Annotated in this window: 14 protein-coding genes; 5 read left to right on the forward strand and 9 right to left on the reverse strand. The window is 71.4% G+C overall.

What is annotated here, in order from left to right; genetic code table 11:
• Positions 1 to 51: 51 nt before the first annotated feature.
• On the forward strand, positions 52 to 1,245 hold the full coding sequence (locus tag HS104_38450; GenBank protein MBE7485841.1) for an acetyl-CoA C-acetyltransferase: 1,194 nt from the start codon (positions 52 to 54) through the stop codon (positions 1,243 to 1,245).
• Between the two features lie 4 nt (positions 1,246 to 1,249).
• Here the strand turns inward: HS104_38450 and HS104_38455 are convergent, their stop codons facing one another.
• The 3 genes from HS104_38455 to HS104_38465 are packed head-to-tail and all read right to left on the reverse strand — an operon-like array spanning position 1,250 to position 3,730.
• A complete protein-coding gene (locus HS104_38455; GenBank protein ID MBE7485842.1) occupies positions 1,250 to 2,455 on the reverse strand; it encodes an MFS transporter in 1,206 nt (401 codons plus the stop codon).
• Positions 2,456 to 2,487: 32 nt separating this feature from the next.
• On the reverse strand, positions 2,488 to 2,982 hold the full coding sequence (locus HS104_38460; GenBank protein ID MBE7485843.1) for a TerB family tellurite resistance protein: 495 nt from the start codon (positions 2,980 to 2,982) through the stop codon (positions 2,488 to 2,490).
• Positions 2,983 to 2,992: 10 nt separating this feature from the next.
• On the reverse strand, positions 2,993 to 3,730 hold the full coding sequence (locus tag HS104_38465) for a HAMP domain-containing protein (protein MBE7485844.1): 738 nt from the start codon (positions 3,728 to 3,730) through the stop codon (positions 2,993 to 2,995).
• Between the two features lie 47 nt (positions 3,731 to 3,777).
• Here HS104_38465 and HS104_38470 point away from each other — a divergent pair, with 47 nt between their 5' ends.
• A complete protein-coding gene (locus tag HS104_38470) occupies positions 3,778 to 4,572 on the forward strand; it encodes an MOSC domain-containing protein (GenBank protein MBE7485845.1) in 795 nt (264 codons plus the stop codon).
• Here HS104_38470 and HS104_38475 read toward each other — a convergent pair.
• The 3 genes from HS104_38475 to HS104_38485 are packed head-to-tail and all read right to left on the reverse strand — an operon-like array spanning position 4,559 to position 8,357.
• On the reverse strand, positions 4,559 to 6,247 hold the full coding sequence (locus tag HS104_38475) for a hypothetical protein (protein MBE7485846.1): 1,689 nt from the start codon (positions 6,245 to 6,247) through the stop codon (positions 4,559 to 4,561). The two genes, HS104_38470 and HS104_38475, sit on opposite strands and share 14 nt — an antisense overlap.
• Positions 6,244 to 7,224 (reverse strand): NAD-dependent epimerase/dehydratase family protein, encoded by a 981-nt coding sequence (locus HS104_38480; protein MBE7485847.1) that lies wholly within the window; start codon positions 7,222 to 7,224, stop codon positions 6,244 to 6,246. The genes HS104_38475 and HS104_38480 overlap by 4 nt, the downstream gene beginning before the upstream one ends.
• Positions 7,225 to 7,232: 8 nt before the next feature.
• Positions 7,233 to 8,357 carry a radical SAM protein gene (locus HS104_38485; GenBank protein MBE7485848.1) on the reverse strand — a complete coding sequence of 375 codons (1,125 nt, stop codon included), beginning with the start codon at positions 8,355 to 8,357 and terminating at the stop codon, positions 7,233 to 7,235.
• Between the two features lie 62 nt (positions 8,358 to 8,419).
• Between HS104_38485 and HS104_38490 the strand changes: the two genes are divergently transcribed.
• Entirely contained in the window at positions 8,420 to 9,076 is a 657-nt protein-coding gene (locus tag HS104_38490) for a zf-TFIIB domain-containing protein (protein ID MBE7485849.1), read from the forward strand.
• A 7-nt stretch (positions 9,077 to 9,083) separates the two neighbouring features.
• Here HS104_38490 and HS104_38495 read toward each other — a convergent pair whose 3' ends face one another.
• The gene (locus HS104_38495) at positions 9,084 to 10,001 is read right to left on the reverse strand and encodes a hypothetical protein (GenBank protein ID MBE7485850.1); all 918 of its coding nucleotides are present in this window, start codon (positions 9,999 to 10,001) and stop codon (positions 9,084 to 9,086) included.
• 113 nt (positions 10,002 to 10,114) lie between these two features.
• Here HS104_38495 and HS104_38500 point away from each other — a divergent pair, with 113 nt between their 5' ends.
• A complete protein-coding gene (locus tag HS104_38500; protein MBE7485851.1) occupies positions 10,115 to 11,002 on the forward strand; it encodes a nuclear transport factor 2 family protein in 888 nt (295 codons plus the stop codon).
• Positions 10,999 to 12,171: a glycosyltransferase gene (locus HS104_38505; protein ID MBE7485852.1), complete on the forward strand. Its 1,173-nt coding sequence runs from the start codon at positions 10,999 to 11,001 to the stop codon at positions 12,169 to 12,171. The genes HS104_38500 and HS104_38505 overlap by 4 nt, the downstream gene beginning before the upstream one ends.
• Positions 12,172 to 12,430: 259 nt before the next feature.
• On the opposite strand, the gene HS104_38510 is transcribed toward HS104_38505, so the two are convergent.
• Positions 12,431 to 15,313, reverse strand: a complete 2,883-nt coding sequence (locus HS104_38510) for a glycosyltransferase (GenBank protein ID MBE7485853.1) — start codon at positions 15,311 to 15,313, stop codon at positions 12,431 to 12,433.
• Positions 15,310 to 16,254, reverse strand: coding sequence for a glycosyltransferase family 2 protein (locus HS104_38515; GenBank protein MBE7485854.1), 945 nt, complete (start codon positions 16,252 to 16,254; stop codon positions 15,310 to 15,312). The genes HS104_38510 and HS104_38515 overlap by 4 nt, the downstream gene beginning before the upstream one ends.
• Between the last annotated feature and the right edge of the window lie 46 nt (positions 16,255 to 16,300).

Here is a 16,300-nt window from a genome sequence, read left to right on the forward strand (position 1 = left end):
CTGGGGCAGGGCGCAACACGAGGTTAGGGTTCGCGCTCACGGAGGAAAGCCATGAAGAAGCTCGCCAAAGAGATCTGGATCGTCGCCGCGAAACGCACGCCCTTCGGCGCCCTGTCCGGCGGGCTCAAGGACGTGAGCGCGATCGATCTCGCGGTCCACGCCGGCAAGGCGGCCATCGCTCAGAGCGGCGCCCAGGCCAAGGACTTCGACCACGTGATCCTGGGCAACGTCCAGCAGACGAGCGCCGACGCCATTTACGGCGCGCGCCACGTCGGGCTCAAGGCCGGCCTGCCCATCGAGACTCCCGGGCTCACGGTGAACCGCCTCTGCGGCTCCGGCTTCCAGGCGGTGGTGAACGCCGCCGAGCAGATCCTGCTCGGCGAGGCCAAGTGCGTGCTGGCGGGTGGCAGCGAGAACATGAGCCAGGCGCCCCACGTGATGTGGGGGCTCCGCGACGGCGCCAAGTTCGGCAAGCCGCCCAAGCTGGTGGACTCGCTCTGGGAGGCGCTGACGGACAGCTACTGCCAGACGCCCATGGCGGTGACCGCGGAGAACCTGGCGGTGAAATACGGCATCACCCGCGAGATGGCCGATGCGTGCGCGCTCCGCTCGCAGAAGAACTGGGCCGCGGCCCAGGAGTCGGGAGCCTTCGCGGACGAGCTCGTCACGTTGGAGATCGCGCAGGGGCGAAAGACCGTCACGGTGGACAAGGACGAGCACGCGCGCCCGCAGACGACGCTGGAGACGCTGGCCAAGCTGCCGGCGGTGTTCAAGAAGGACGGCGTGGTGACGGCCGGCAACGCCAGCGGCATCTGCGACGGCGCGGCCATGCTCGTGGTGGCCGACGCGGAGTGGGCCAAGACCCAAGGCATGAAGCCCCTCGCCAAGCTCCTTCAGTGGGGCGTGGCCGGCGTCGAGCCCACGCTCATGGGCATCGGCCCGGCGCCTGCGATCCGGGGCGCGCTCGAGCGAGCCGGGCTCGGCATCGGCGACGTGGATCTGTTCGACGTGAACGAGGCCTTCGCGCCGCAATTCTTGGCGGTGCAGAAGGAGCTCGGCCTGCCGGAAGAGAAGACCAACGTGAACGGCGGCGCCATCGCCCTCGGTCACCCGCTCGGGGCGTCCGGCGCGCGCATCACCACCAACCTGATCTACACGCTGAAGAAGCGGGGCAAGCGCCTGGGCGTCGGCTCCGCCTGCATCGGCGGCGGCCAGGGCATCGCCGTGGTGCTCGAGTCGGCGTGACCGCTCACGCCGCGCCGGGATCCGCGTGGTGGGTCACGGCGCGGCGGATGCGCGGGCTCGCCCAGAGCGCGCCCAACGCCAGCACGAGCAAGAGCGCGCTGGCGTAATACGGCAGGTCGTCCCGCAGCGTGTAGAGGCTGGTGCCGACCACCGGCCCGAGCACGCGTCCCAAGCCGTGGGCGGAGTGGTTGAGCCCGGCCGCGGCGCCCTGCTCGTGCTCGCCGACCGTGAGGGACGACGCGGCGGTCACGCCTGGCAGCGCCAGACCCTGCCCCAGTCCCTGGACCGCGAGCGCCGCGGTGAGCGGGCCGAAGCGATGCGCGAAGATCAGGCCCACGAAGCCCGCGAGCGCGATGGGCACGCCGGCGTTGAGCAGCACGTGAGGCGGCCACTTGAAGCGCCGCACCAGGAAGCCCTGCACGAACACGGCGACGATCCCGTAGAAGACCAGCGCGAGCCCCACGGTGCGCGCCGTCTGGTGCTCCGACAGGTGAAGCCGGTCCTGGAAGTAGAAGGCCACCGTCTGCTCCATCGCCACGCTGGACAGGCTGATCACGAAGCCCAGCGCGAGCACCGGCCACATGCGCACGATCAGGGCGGTGGGGTGCCCCTCCGACGGCACGGCGACGTGTTTCTTCGGCTCCGGCAGCTTGAGCCACACGAACAGCGCGTTCAGGAGCGCGAAGCCGGCCGAGAAATACACCGGTGCCAGCAGGCTCAGCGTGGAGAGCGCCGCGCCGATGGCCGGCCCGATGACGACGCCCAGGCCGAAGGCCGCGCCGATCATCGCCATGCCCGCGGTGCGATCGGCGCGATCGGTGGTGTCGGCGATGTAGGCCTGCGCGGTCGGCAAGGTGGCGGACGAGAACGCTCCGCCGGCCAGGCGTGACGCGAGCAGGAGCCCGAAGGTCGTCCAGTGACCGAACACGCCGTTCTTCCCCAGCTGCGCGATCACGGCGAAGGCGAAGAACGACAGCGCAAAGCCCAGGATGCCGGTCAGGAGCACCGGCCTGCGCCCGACCCGCTCGCTCCGCCGCCCCCAGTACGGGCTCATCAGGAACTGCATCAGCGCGTAGCTGGTCGAGAGCGAACCGACCTGGAGCTCCGTGAAGCCGAGCCAACGCCCCAGCGGCGCGAGGATGGGGAACAGCACCGAGAGCCCGAGGATGCTGTTGAACAGCGTGATGAACAGCAGCCCGCGCGGGTTCACGGGGGGTACTGTACTCGAAGGGACCACGGCGCCTAGGCCGGATGCACCAGGGACATCCGCGCGCTCTCCGGGCCGCCCTCGTCGGTGTGCCGCTTCATTTCCTCGACCAGCTCGTCCACCCGCGCTTTCGGCACGCCCGCCGCCTCCGCGATGCCGTCGATGACGGCGCGCTCCTCGGCCGAGAGCCCTTCGCTCGCGAACGCGATGGCGAGCGCGACCCGGAGGCCCGGCTCGACGGCGTCGCAGTCCTGGAGGATGGCCGCCACCAGGCGCGAGCGCGGGCCGGCGCCCGCGGCGATCGTCACCTCCACGCTGGCGGTGATCAGCACGTCCACGACCTCGGGCGTGAGCTGGGTCTCGAGCAGCGCCTGGAATACCTCGCTCAAGAGCTCCCGCTCGCGCTCGCTGACGTGGCCGTCCGCGTTCGCGACCAGCACGCCCAGATCGACGAGCGGCGTCGGGTTGTAGCCGCCGCGTTCGAACGCGGCGCACAGGTCCTCGATGGCCGGGGCGATGATCGCGTGCATGCTGCCTCCTTCAAGCCACCGGGTGGATAGAGGCCCGGCGCTTCTCGAGCCCCAGCACCATCTGAGCGCGCAAGGCGCGCAGCCCCGCGACGACCTCGCTCGAAGCTCCGGTCGCCTCGGCGCGGCGCAAGGTGGCGTCGAGGGTGGCGATGCGCGCGTTCTGCATGGCCCGAAGCGAGAACGTCATCTGCAGGAAGGTCTCGAACAGATCCTCCAGCTCGTCGCCACGACGCAGGCGCTCGTCCACCACCAGCCGTCCGGTGCTGACCCGCCGGAGCAGGCGCTTCAGCTTGTGCACGGGGCCGACCACGCGGTGGGTGATCACGATGCCCATCAGGCTGAGCAGCAACAGCAGCGCGACCCCGGCCCCCACCAGCAGGAGCTGGAGGCTCTGCTTGTCCCTGCCGATGTCCTGCTGGAGCCGGCGCACCTCCGCCAGGTTCTTCTCCTGCTCCGCGTCGACCTCGCGCAGCTGCTCGTTCATCACGCCGGCCAGGGTCGCGTTGTCCGGCGCCGCCAGCTCCACCGCGCCTCGGGCCAGCTGGTTGTTGACCTTGGATTCCTTGAAGGCCTTCTCGGCCTGGGTCACCGCGATGTTCGCGGTCTCCGAGGTGCGGCTCGCCATCCGGGCGATGAGCACGCCCAGCGAGGCCATCACGGCGAGCACCACGACGACCAGGTAGCCGGTCCACTTGAGCTGGAAGCGCGGGTCGAGGAGGTAGTGCTTGGTTCGACGCGAGCGGGCCATTTCGGGAACTTACATCACAGTCCATCCGTTCCGGCTAGTCTCGGGGCGTGCGCGTCTCCGGTCTCGTCGTCTACCCGATCAAGTCCTGCGGCGGCGTGGAGCTCGGCCGCGCTCGGGTCGAGCGGCGTGGGCTCGAGCGCGACCGGCGCTTCATGCTGGTGGACGAGCAAGGGAGCTTCGTCACGCAGCGCGAGGAAGGACGCCTGGCGCTGTCCCGGCTCGGCGTGGCGGAGGGTGTCGTCCGGGTGACTGCGGAAGGGCAGCCGCCGCTCGCGCTGTCGGCAGAGCCGACGGCGGGAGAGCGCATCCGCGTGCGGGTCTGGGACGACGACACCGAGGGCCTGGTGCAGCCCGAAGCGAGCGCTTGGTTCAGCCGGTTCCTCGGCCGGCCGGTGCGGCTGGTCTACATGCCGCCCGACGTGCGACGGCCGGTCGATCCGCGCTACGGCCAGGCCGAGGACGAGGTGGGGTTCGCCGATGGCTTCCCGCTGCTCCTGATCTCGGAAGGCTCGCTCGAGGAGCTCGCGCGGCGCCTCGGGCGACCCGTCGAGATGCGGCGCTTCCGTCCGAACCTGGTGGTGACCGGGGCCTCGCCGCACGCGGAGGACGGCTGGCGGCGCCTTCGTGTGGGGGCGATGACGTTCCGCGCCGTGAAGCCCTGCTCGCGCTGTCTGATCACCACGCGCGATCCGGATACCGGCGAGCTCGGCAAGGAGCCGCTCGCCACGCTCGCGAGCTACCGCAAGCAGGACGGCAAGGTGATGTTCGGGGTGAACGTGATCCCGGACGGCCCGGGGCAGCTCGCGGTCGGCGATGCGGTCGAGCCGCTCAGCGAGATCTGAGGCTCTGCTCGAGGGCCCGCGCGCAGGGCGAGCTCGCGTCGCGCTCGCGTTCGAGCGCGAGCTGACGCGCGACCACGTCGCGCTGGCCGCGCAACATGCCGAGGGCGCCCAGCCGCTCGCAGGCCCGGCCCGCGAGCTTCTGCTCGGCCACCACCCTCGGCAGCTCCACGGCCTTCTGGTAGTGGCCGAGCGCGGCAGCGGGATCGCCGCGGGCTTCTTCGAGCAGACCCAGGTTGACCCGGGCCGCGAGCAGGTTCGGATCGAGCTCGACCGCCTTCTGTAGGGCCAGCCGCGCGTCGGCAATGCGCTCCTTGCGCAAGAGCGCGCTGCCCAGGTTCTGCTGGGCGCGCGCAGAGCGCGGCGCGCTCTCGGTCGCGGCGCTGAAGAGGGCCACGTCGTCCCGGAAGCGCAACATGTTTGCAGAGGTGAGCGCGAAGAACGCGAGGCCGGTGCCCAGCATCGCCGGGCGCGACAGCGCGTCCGGCACGCGCTCGGCGATGAGCCACGCGAGGGTGAGCGCGGCGCCGACCGCCGGCAGGTACAGGTAGCGGTCGGCGAGCGGGTTCAAGAGCAGCGTTGGCACGGCGATCGGCACGCTGGCGGCGAAGAACCAGGCGATGCCGAGGGCGACGCGGCCGCGCGCGCGCAGGTCGCGCCAGAGCGCAGCCGCGAGCAGGGCGAGCGCGAGCGTGCCGAGCAGGCGGGCCCACGGAGTACGGAAGGGCGCGAGGTCGTACTCCGGCGCCGTGGGCCAGGGCACCACCAGCTGCCAGGCGCGGAACGCCTGGAGCGCCGGCGCATCGGCGAGCGCGATCTCGCCCTGCGGGCGGCGCCGCGCGCCGGGCTCGGGCGCTCGGGGTTCGCTCGCCGGGGGCGCTTGCCAAGCCACCAGCGTCCGGAGCGGCAGCACGACCGCGGCGCGCTCGAGCCCGGTCCCGCCCGCGGCGGGCAGGAGCGACGGATAGCCGAGCCGCAGCTGGAACGCGGCCCAACCCGCCGTGACCAGGCCGAAGGCCAAGCCCAGCGCGAGCCAAGCTCGGCGCGGCCGCTCGCGGGGCCGGAACCGCGGCGAGCACAGCGCCAGCGTGAGACACAAGAGCGGGATCGCGAGCGCGCTCTCCTTCGACAGCAGCGCCGCGGCGAACAGAACGGCCACGAGCCCGAGCGCGCCGAGCTTGCCGGCGAAGACTTGGCGCGTTGCCAGAAGGGCGGACAGTCCGAAGAACGCGGCCAGCACGTCTTCGCGGTTGCTGATGCCGGCGACCGCCTCGACCAGCGCCGGGTGCAGCCCGAACAGCACGCCGGCGAGCCCCGCCGTGCGCAACGCGAAGCCGAGCGAGCGGCCGAGCGCGAACACCAACCCCGCCGTGGCTGCGTGCCAGAGCGCGCTCTGCAAGTGGCACACCGCCGAGCTGCCGCCGAGCCATCGATCGAGGAAGTGCGTGAGCACCAGCACCGGTCGCGCTTGGTCGGGGAATTCCTGGTCGAAGAAGCGCCAGGGCAAGAGCCGGGAGAGGTTCCCGAGATCCTGGACGAAGGGGTTTCGGACGAAGTGGTGGTGATCGTCGTAGGTGAACTCGAAGTCGAGGGAACGCAGGTACACCGCCAGCGAGATGCCGACCACGATCGCCGCGACCGTCGAGGTGCGGGCCTTCTGTTCGCGGGGACGTTTCATCGCGGTCGGAGCAGACCTTCGTCACGGTACCAGGCCACCGTGCGCGACACGCCGTCGGAGAAGCGGACGCGGGGGGCGAAGCCCAGGCGCCGGGTCTCCGAGGTGTCGAGGGCCGAGTCCGCGGTCAGGGTCCGGAGGCGCGCGCGGCTGAGCGGCGGGTCCTTGCCGGCGAGCCCGAACGCGCCCTCGGCGACGAGCCCGAGCGCCTGCGCCACGGGCAGCGGGAAGGGCAGCGGCGAGAGCGAGCGCCCGAGGGCCCAGGCCAGCGTCTCGACCAGCTGCCGGAACGACAGCACCGGATCGTCGGCGACGTGCACGACGCCGCGGACGGGCTTGGTCTCGAGGGCCCAGGCACAGGCGTCCGCCAGGTTCCCGACCCAGCAAGTGCTCATGCGGTTGTCGCCGCGCCCGGGCACCGCGAATACCCCGCTGTCCACGGCGCGCGTCAGCGCCAGGAAGTTCCGGCGTTCGCCGGGGCCGTACACCGTCGGCGGGCGCAGGATCACGCTGCGCAGCGCGCCGAGCGACGCGGCGGCGAGCGCGCGCTCGGCGGCGAGCTTGCTCTTGCCGTAAACGGTGGTCGGCGCGCAGGGCGAGTCGGGCCCGAGCAAGCCGGCGCCGGGATGGTAGCCGATGGCGGCTTGCGTCGAGACGTACACGAAGGCGCGGGCGCCGGCCGCCGCAGCGGCCTGGGCCAGCTCGAGCGTGGCCAGGTGGTTCACGCGCTCGGCGGCCTCCGGATCCGTGATGGGGTCGAGCAGCGCGGCGGCGTGCACGATCCCGGCGCAGCCGGCGACGACCTCCCCGAGGTCGCTCGGGCGAGCGAGGTCCCGAGCCACGCTCTCGACCCCCGGCGGCAGCTCCCGGCTCTGGTGCACGAGCGCCCGCACGGAGTAGCCGCGGGCTTGCAGCACGCCGACCACGTGGCGTCCGACGAAGCCGGTCGCGCCGGTCACGAGCACGCGGTCCGTGGCCATTCTCGCGCTCAGTGGAGGGCGCTGCCCACGAAGTGGTAGAGCACTTCGGGCAGCGCGCGGGGGTTCATCAGCGTGTTGCTGTAGGCGACGTTCGAGGTCTCGCAGTGGCAGCGCTCGGCGCGGATCTTCGCCCGGGCCTGCTCGGCCTGCCGCGAGCGCCAGAGCGCGCGGAAGTCGAGGTCGAAGTCGCGCAGATCGCCCATGGGATCGGCGCGCTGGGTGTTGGACCAGACCTGCCCGTGCGCCGTCACCGAGCAAGTGGCGAAGGCGGAGTAACACTCGTGCCCGACGGGGCTTCGAAGCTCGCGTTTCACGTCGGCGTAGTACTTCTGCCGGAACGCCTCGACCAGGCGCGAGACGCCGCGCCGGGCGTGCTTCTCCGACTTGGCGAGGAACGAGTCGATGGCGCGCGAGGCCAGGACCGGATCTGGGGCGATGACGTCGTCCTGGTTGTGATACTCGGGACGGATCTGCGCGAGCTCGACCACGTACGAGTCGGGGCGCACCACGCCCAGCACGTAGTCGAAGAGCTCGTCGGCGTGCTCGATGTTGAAGCGAGAGAGCACTGTGTTGACCCCGAGGGTCAGGCGCGGGTCGTCGAGGGCACGGAGCTCGGCCAAGGTGCGCTCGGCCAGGGCGAAGTTGCCGTCGAAGCCCCGCACTCGGTCGTGCTCCTCGCCGACCCCGTCCAGCGAGACGTTCACCACCAGGCGGGTCTCCCCGAGGCGGCCGAGGATCTTCTCCACCCCGCGGGTAGTTCCGCGCACCAGCGTGGCGTTGGTCGGGATGTTGATCACGGCCGGGCGCACCAGCTCGGCGAGCCGCGCGACGATCTCGGGGAAGTCGGCGCGCATGAAGGGCTCGCCGCCGCTGAAGGTGACCCACATCGGGCGAGCCAGGCTGGAGAACACGCGCGTGTACTCCTCCAGCGTCAGCTCGCCCTCGGCGACGCTGGGGTCCTCGATGAAGCGCCGGCCGATGTTGCAGGTCTTGCACAGCGAGTTGCAGCGATCGGTGACCACGAAGCTCATGGCCAGAGGCGGCAGCCGCGGCTCGCCGTAGCGGCGGAACGCGCGGTAAAGCGGGATCTTCGCGGCGACGAGCGCGCCCCTGGCGGACAGCGGCAACTTCACGCCCGGAGGCTAGCGCGAATCCCGGTGCCCGTGCGAAAGTCGGAGCACATGGCGGGAGGAACATGAGCTCGAGTCCGGCGCACTGTCCTCGTTGCGGAGGGATCCTCTGGGGCCGCGCGTTGCCCGCCGGTGCGGGGCACGCCTGCGGGAGTTGCGGGGGCGTCTGGCTCGATCACGCCGCGGCCACGCGCATGACGCAAGTGCTCTGCTCGGACACCCTCGGTCACGCCGAGGTCGGGGCACGCACCGCGAGCGCCGTGGACACGCGCGGTGGCCTGGTTTGCCCGACCTGCAAGAGCGCGCTCGCGCGCACGGTCGTCGGCCAGACCGGGGTCGAGATCGACTACTGCTCGGCCCACGGCACCTGGTTCGACAAGGACGAGCTCCGCCGCGTCGCGGAGGCCTACGCGACGGCCCGCGCGTACGGACGCCACGGCAGCGGAGTCGGCGGCGCCGCCGTCGCGGGGGCAGCCGTCGCCGGCACCGCGGTCGCCGGCGCAGCCATGATGGCTTCGCAAGAGAGCCAGGTCGAACGCTACGCGCAGAACCTCGACGCCGAAGACGTCGCGGACATCGCCATCGAAGGCGGCAGCGCGGCGTTCGAGGCGGGCGCCGCCATCGGTGACGCCGCGGACGCGGCCGATCTCGCGGGCGGAGCCGCCGAGGTCGCCGGCGGCGTGTTCGAGATCCTGGGCGGGATATTCGAGGGACTGGGCTGACCTGAGCTCAGTTGCCCTGGCAGGTGTCCGACGAAGAGCTGCAGTACTGCCCGCCGGAGCAGTGCGAGCTGCTCAGGCACTGCACGCACATGCTGATGCCGGTCTCGCAGTGCGGGGTCGAGGGCGTACCGGTGCAGTCGGCGCTCGACGTGCACTTGGGCAGGCACTTGCGCTGAACCGAGTGGCACGAATGCGTCGTGGGGCACTGTGAGCTCGAGGTGCACTGCACACAGGTGCTGTTGCTGCAGTAGGGCGTCGATCCACCGCAGTGGGAGCTCTGGGTGCACTGCACGCAGTTGTTGTTGCTGTTGCAGTGAGGCGCCGAGGTGGAGGTGCAGTTCGAGCTGGTCAGGCACTGTACGCAGTTGTGGTCCGAGCTGCGGCAATAAGGCGCCGACGAGCTCTTGCAATCCGAGTTGGTGACGCAGTCCTCGCAGCTGGTCTGGTTGTAGCAAACCGGGTTGTTGCTGGGGCAGTCCGCGTTGCTCAGACACTCGACGCAGGTCAGCGTGCTGGGCTTGCAGATGTCGTTCGTGCCCGAGCAGGGCGGATTGCAGGTCGCGCCGCCGCCGCCGCTGGGTGCACCGCCGCCGCTGGGTGCACCGCCGCCGCCGGGTGCACCGCCGCCGCTGGGTGCACCGCCGCCGCTGGGTGCACCGCCGCCGCTGGGTGAGCCGCCGCCGCCGGGTGAGCCGCCGCCGCCGGGTGAGCCGCCGCCGCCGGGTGAGCCGCCGTTCCCCGCGGCGCCTCCTCCTCCGGACACGCCTCCCGCGGCTGATGCTCCAGCTCCAGAGGCGCCGCCGGTCGCGCCGCTGGCACCGCCAGCGCTGCTGCCTGCCGCCGCCCCTGTGCCCGACTCGTACTGATCGAGATCGCGGACGGCGGTGCACGCCGCGAGCGCGACCAGCGTCGCTTGGACTACCAAGAGTGAATGGGAGCGAGGCTTTGCCAACCCCTGCAAGACTAACGGGGCGCCGGCGCCACGGCAACGATCTCTCTGGCTCGACGCGCCGCGTTCAGTGGGTGACCATCCGGGCCATGCGACGTGGGCTTCTACTCGGGGCCGTGATCTCGGCCTGTGCTGCGTCACCGGCTCGGGCGCCCGCGGGCGTCGCCTCCGTCCTGGACGAGCTCCACGCAAATGCCGCGGCGGCCGACGAAGAGCGTTACTTCGCGTTGTTCGCCGAGGACGCCGTGTTCCTAGGCACCGATGCCAGAGAGCGCTGGACCAAGGCAGCGTTTCGTCGCTACGCGAAGCCGCACTTCGCCAAGGGCAAGGCCTGGACCTTCCGTGCCGTGAAGCGCGCCGTGGCGTTCGCACCCGACGGTGTCACGGCTTGGTTCGACGAGGAGCTCTGGACCGAGAGGCTCGGGCCTGCCCGCGGCAGCGGCGTGCTGGCGCTGCGCGACGGATGCTGGTTGATCGTGCAATACAACCTGTCCCTCACCATTCCCAACGAGCGATTCCCGCTCGTCCGAAGCGTGCTCGGCTCCGAGCGCGCGGACGCCCCCGTGACGGATGCCCTGGCAGGGCTCGGCTGGTTGGCGGGCGCCTGGCAAACGAAGCGCGCGGATGGCACGCGTGTGGAGGAGGTGTGGAGTGCCCCCGACGGTGCGAGCTTGATCGGCTCGGGTCGCAGCGTGCGTGACGGCAAGACCACGTTCTTCGAGCTGTTGCGCATCGAGGCGAGGCCGGACGGGGTCTTCTACGTGGCGCAGCCGATGGGCGGGGTGGCGACGGAGTTTCGCCGCGTGCCTGGCCCCGACGACGCGTTCGTGTTCGAGAACCCGGACCACGACTTTCCCAAGCGCGTGAGCTATCGCAAGGTGCCGGGGGGCGTGCAGGTGCGGATCGAAGGCGCCGCGGGCCAGCGCGTCGAGGAGTGGACGTACACGCGGGCGCTGCTCGGATTGGACCGCGAGTGACTCCCGCCGACGCGATCTGGATCGCGCTGGGGATCGCCGCTGCCAGCGCCGCTTTCAACCTGTATTCGGCCGTGCGCGGCCTCGGCGCCATGGTGAAGCTGCCCGAGAGCGTTCCGCCGCGCGAGAGTTGGCCGCGGGTGAGCCTGATCGTCGCCGCCTGCAACGAGGCCGAGAGCATCGAAGAGGCCACGCTCGCCAAGCTCACCAGCGACTATCCGAACCTGGAGGTCGTGCTGGTGGACGACCGCTCGAGCGACGGCACCTCCGAGATCGCCGATCGACTGGCCGCGAGCGACGCTCGGCTCCGGGTCGTCCACGTGAAGGAGCTGCCTGCCGGTTGGCTCGGCAAGGTGCACGCGCTCGAGATGGGCCGCCGTCACGCCACGGGTGAGTGGCTCCTGTTCAGCGACGCGGACGTGCATTTCGACGCCGACCTCTTGCGCAAGGTCTTGTCCGAGGTGCTGCGCCGAGAGCTCGAGTTCGTGACCATCGCGCCGAAGCTCCTGTCCTCGTCCTTCGCGCTCGACGCGATCCTGGCGTGCTTCATGCGGATGCTGGTGGTGGGGGGACGCCTGTACAAGATCTCGGATCCGAAGTCGCGCGTGGCAGTCGGCGGTGGCGTGTTCAACCTGGCCAAGCTGAGCGCGTTCGATCGCTCACCGGGCTTCGAGTGGCTGCGCATGGAGATCGCCGACGACGTCGCCTTGGGCCAGATGATGAAACGCTCCGGCGCGCGCTCGGCGATCTTCGACGGAGCGCACGGTGTGAGGTTGCACTTCTACCGCTCCGTGGGCGAGATGATGCGGGGCCTGGAGAAGAACGGCTACGCCGTGTTCGGCGGTCTGAATCCGCTGCGGCTGCTCCTGACCGTCGGCCTGCTCCTCGGCCTGGAGGTCGGACCGCTCCTGATGCTGTGCTGGCCCTCGCTCCCGGTGAGGCTCGGCGCTCTCGCCGTGCTCGCCGCCACGACGCTGAGCCAGGTCCTGGTCGCGCGCGCCGGTAAGCGCGATGTCCCGAGCGCGCTGCTTCCGTGGGTCGGCGCGCTGGCGCTGGTGGCCTTCTCGGTCCGCTCGGCGATCCTGACCCACTGGCGGGGTGGCGTGGTCTGGCGCGGGACCCTGTACCCACTGGCGGAGCTGCGCGCGGGCCGGCGCCTGGAGCTGTTCTAGGGGGTGTCCCTAGTTCGGCGGGCGAAATAGCAGCTCGATACGAGCCGCTCGGCGGTCAGCCGAGCCCCGGGATCACTCGAGCGGTCTGGCCATGATCAGATCACGGTCCGCCACTGAGAGGCGAGTGCGAATGCCGGCCGGACGCGCTGCGCGATACCCGACGGGCCGACGGGGTGGACCGGCGCCCGCCGTTTCGACCGAACGGAAGCGTCGCGTGGCGTTAGCGACCGCCAGCGGAGCGCGAATCAGGGACACCTCCCTAGGCCTTGCGCGCGGCGTTGCGCGTCTCCGCGGAGCGCCGCGTCGAGCGCGCCGCCGGCTTGTCGCCGCCGCTGTCGTTGTGCAGGCAGAACGCCGTGTGCGGCGTGTAGCGGACGCCCTGGCCGCGCTCGGTCCAGGCTCGTGCGCGCGACTCGAGCACGTCCCGGAGCGCGCTCGGCTCGAACGGGAGCTCGACGTCGGCCAAGGCGGCGCGGGTCGCGGCGAAGCACGAGGCGTGTGGCGCGGCGATGCGTCGCGCCACGTCCCAGTAGTAGTCGTCGGCAGCGGTGCCCGAGCCATCCCCCGCATACAGCGAGGCTCCACTCTCGTTCACCAGCCTGGGCGAGACGGCGACGGTGCCCGGATAGGCGAGCTCCCCGAGGAGACACTCGAGCCAGTCGTCGTGCAGGGCCTCGAGCGTGGGCTCGACCCAGACCAGCCAGCGCGCCTCAGGCTCGAGCGAGCGGAGGTCTGCCGGGCTCCGGAGCGAGACGATCTCGACTCCCGGCCTCTTGGTGTGACGGCGGAGCGAGCGCAGCGCCCGCTCCAGCGAGCGGCGAGAGGCAGACTCCGGAACCACGACCAGCGTGTTGCCCTCTGGTACCGGGCAGCGGACGCGGAGGGAGCCTGGCGAGACACCCGGCTCCACGCTGGCGTCGACGCGCCGCCGGAACAGCGCGTCGCGAGCGGCGGCGAGCTCCGCGGCGTGCCGGCGGCGGGTCCTTTCCACCAGCTCCGCTTCGGAGAGGGGGCGCTCCCAAACCTGACAAACCACGTGCGGAACGTGCACCACCTTGCTCGCGCGTTCGCTCGCGCGAAGCGCACAGTCGTAGAGCAGCGCGTCGACGGGCCAGTCCCGCGCGTGCTCTGGCGACAGCGCGAAGACCTGCCCGGAGTACAACACCGCCGGGCCCAGGTAAGGGCGGCAGAGCAAGAGGTCCGGAGAGAAACCCGGCTTCTCGCGCGCGGGTGCCGGGACGCCGCTCGCTCCGACGATGCGCTCCCGTCCGTACACCACGTCGGCGCTCTCCGCCCGTGCCGTGCTGACCAGCTCCGCCAGGGCATCGGGGCGCAGCAGCGTGCCGGCTCCGAGCAGCAGCACGTGGTCGGCGTTGCGCAGCCTGCGGTGCTCGCCGAGGTCCACCCGGTCCGCTCGCACCAGCTCGGCTCGCCGCGTGCCCAGTCGCACCGTCGCGGCCTCGAGCAGCGCCTCGAGCGGCTGGTCGAGCGCACCCAGGCTGGCGACGACGAGCTTCCAGCCCTCCAGGTACTGGAGCTCCAGCTGTTTGAGCGTCCAGTCGAGCACGTGCAGCTCGGTGGAGGCGTCCACCAAGAGCGCGATCGCGACCTCCGGGCGTGGAGCCAGCGCGGCGAGGCGCTCGCGCCACTGGAACGCCGCCAGGCGCGGCGCTTCGAGCGGCGGCGCCTCGAGCGCGTCCGCCTCGGCGCCGAGCTCGCTGGTCTCGACCAGGCCCAGCCGATTGGCGACGCGCTCCGCCCCATGGCGCAGCTTGCGCAGGCCCAGGCGGCCCGCCTTGCCCAGCGTGGCACCTGCGCCGTGCTGCCGGAGCTCGCTGCGCACCAGCGTCGCTTGTTTTCTGGCCGCCACCGCGAGACCCGGGCGCCAGTCGAGCGCCACCCGGTGCTCGAGATCCGGTGGGCGCGTCGGGGCGCTGGCCCAGGCGGTGAGCGGCTCGAGCTGGCGCTCGGCCCGGCATACCTCATGGGCGAATTCCCGCCCTCGCTCGCCGCGGGTGCGCGCCGCGGCGGGATCTCGGCAGAGCTCGAGCAAGCCCTCGGCCAGGCCGCGGGCGTCGCCGCACTCCGCCAGGATGGCCGCGCCGGCGCGCTCGACGTCCAGGCTGATCTCCGACAGACGCGTGCTCACGATGGGCAGCCCGGCAGCGAGCCAGTCGAGCATTCGCGTGCGGGCGCCCAAGGTGCCCTCGTACGAGAAGCGGTCCACCAGGATCGCCGCGTGTGCTCCCGCGTAATACGCGGGCAGCTCGGCGGTCTGGACCCAGCCCGCGAGCTCGTAGCGCTTCTTGTGACGCGAGCGGGCCACACGCGTCTCGAAGCGCTGGTAGGCGTCGATGTGGTGCCCGGCGATGCCACCGCCGGTCGAGACGAAACGAAGCTCCGGGGCGTCGTCCATCGCGAGCTCCAGGGCCTCGAACAAGACGTCCGGCTCCGTCCAGGTATTGTAGCCGCCGCTCCAGAGCACGGTGAAGGGCTCGCCGGGACTTCGCGGGACGCGCGGCAGCCGACCCAGGAGCTCCAGCTCCTCGTCGTCGATCGAGTTCGGGATGGCGCTCACGAAGTCGTAGCCGTCGTTCTTGGCGGTGAGCCGGCCCAGCATGCCGAGCTGCGCGATCAGCGCGTGGCGCTGGGCGCGCGAGCAGGTGGAGAAGCGATCCGCGCGCGCCAGCACCGGCACCAGCGTCCGGTACCACTCGTTGATGTTCCAGTCGGCGCCGAGGCTCGCGGCCTTGACCTGTGCCTCCGCCATCGGGTCGCCGTTGATGTCCGCCCAAAACGGCCTCTGCTCGGCGAAGTTGACGGCGATGGCGGCGGGGTCGCGGTTCACGCCGACCAGGCAGTCCGGGGCGAAGGCGTCGATGCGCTCCCGAATGAAGTCGCCGCGCTCGTGACACAGGTGCTCGGACACCGACCAGACGCAGACCCGCCCGCGCTGCACGCGCGCGACCTTGTCGTGCGGCCAGCCCTCGAAGGCGTGCCCGCGAATGGCGAAGAGCAACACGTCGTGCCCGCCGCGGGCCAGGATGCTGGCGAAGTGCCAGGTCCGGAGCGCGAGCGCGAACAGGCGATTGCTGGTCTCCCAGCGCATCGGGCCGTGCCCGAAGACGACGACGCGACTCACGCTCGGTCCTTTCGGAAGCTGTCCGACACGACGTCGCCAGCCATTGGAGTGCCGCGGCGCCCGTCCCAGGCCGTGCGCCAGGCCCCGACGTAGGCTCGCGCGCAGATGCGCCGCTCGGCGGGCGGGCAGTGGCGGTAGAGCCAGCCGAGCTCGGCGGGAACGAAGCGCCGGACGAGCTCGGCCCTCGAGTAGTTCCTGAGCACGAAGCGCACGCGGCTCTCGTGGAAGCGCTCCAGGTACTTGCGCGTCGCTGCGGAGCCGCTCGCCACGCCTTCGTGGTGGTAGGCGACTGCGCTCGGGGCGTACACGACCCGAAAGCCCGCCTTGCGCGCCCGCACGCAGAGCTCGGTCTCCTCGTAATAGGCGGGGAAGTAGGCCGGTGACAGGAACCCGACGCGCTCGATCACGGCGCGGCTGAGCGCGATGGCGGCGCCGCACACGTACTCCACGTCGCGCTGCCGATCCCACTGGCCCAGATCGGTCTCGCCGCGCCCGAAGTGGCTGCTCAGGGCATTCGGGTGGAGCACGCCGCCCGCGTGCTGAAGGACCTCGGTGCCCGGGTGCAGGAGCTTCGAGCCCACGATCCCCACGCTCGGCTCGGCGAGCGGAGCCAGCACGGCGCCGAGCCAGCCGGGGGTGGGGACGGCGTCGGGGTTCAGCAGGGCGACGTGCTGGCCGCGGGCGTGCTCGAGACCGAGAGCGTTGCCCCCGGCGAAGCCCAGGTTCCGGCGCGAGGTCAGGAAGCGCACGTTGGGGAACCCGGCGGCCAGGTCGGCGACCGGAGTGGGCGACGCGTTGTCCACCACGAGCACCTCGAACGCGTCGCGCGGAAGTCGGCTGTGCTCCAGGGCGGTCAGGCAAGCGGGCAGAAACCGCCTGGTCGCGTACTCGACGATGATGACCGAGGCCAGCAAGAGAGCTTCTCGCCATCGTCGTTCCACGGGGCCGAGAGGTCAAGCCAGGCTCCCGCCAGATTGGGGTTTTCCC

It is taken from the genome of Polyangiaceae bacterium, from assembly GCA_015075635.1.
Classification (GTDB): Bacteria; Myxococcota_A; Polyangia; order Polyangiales; family Polyangiaceae; genus JADJKB01.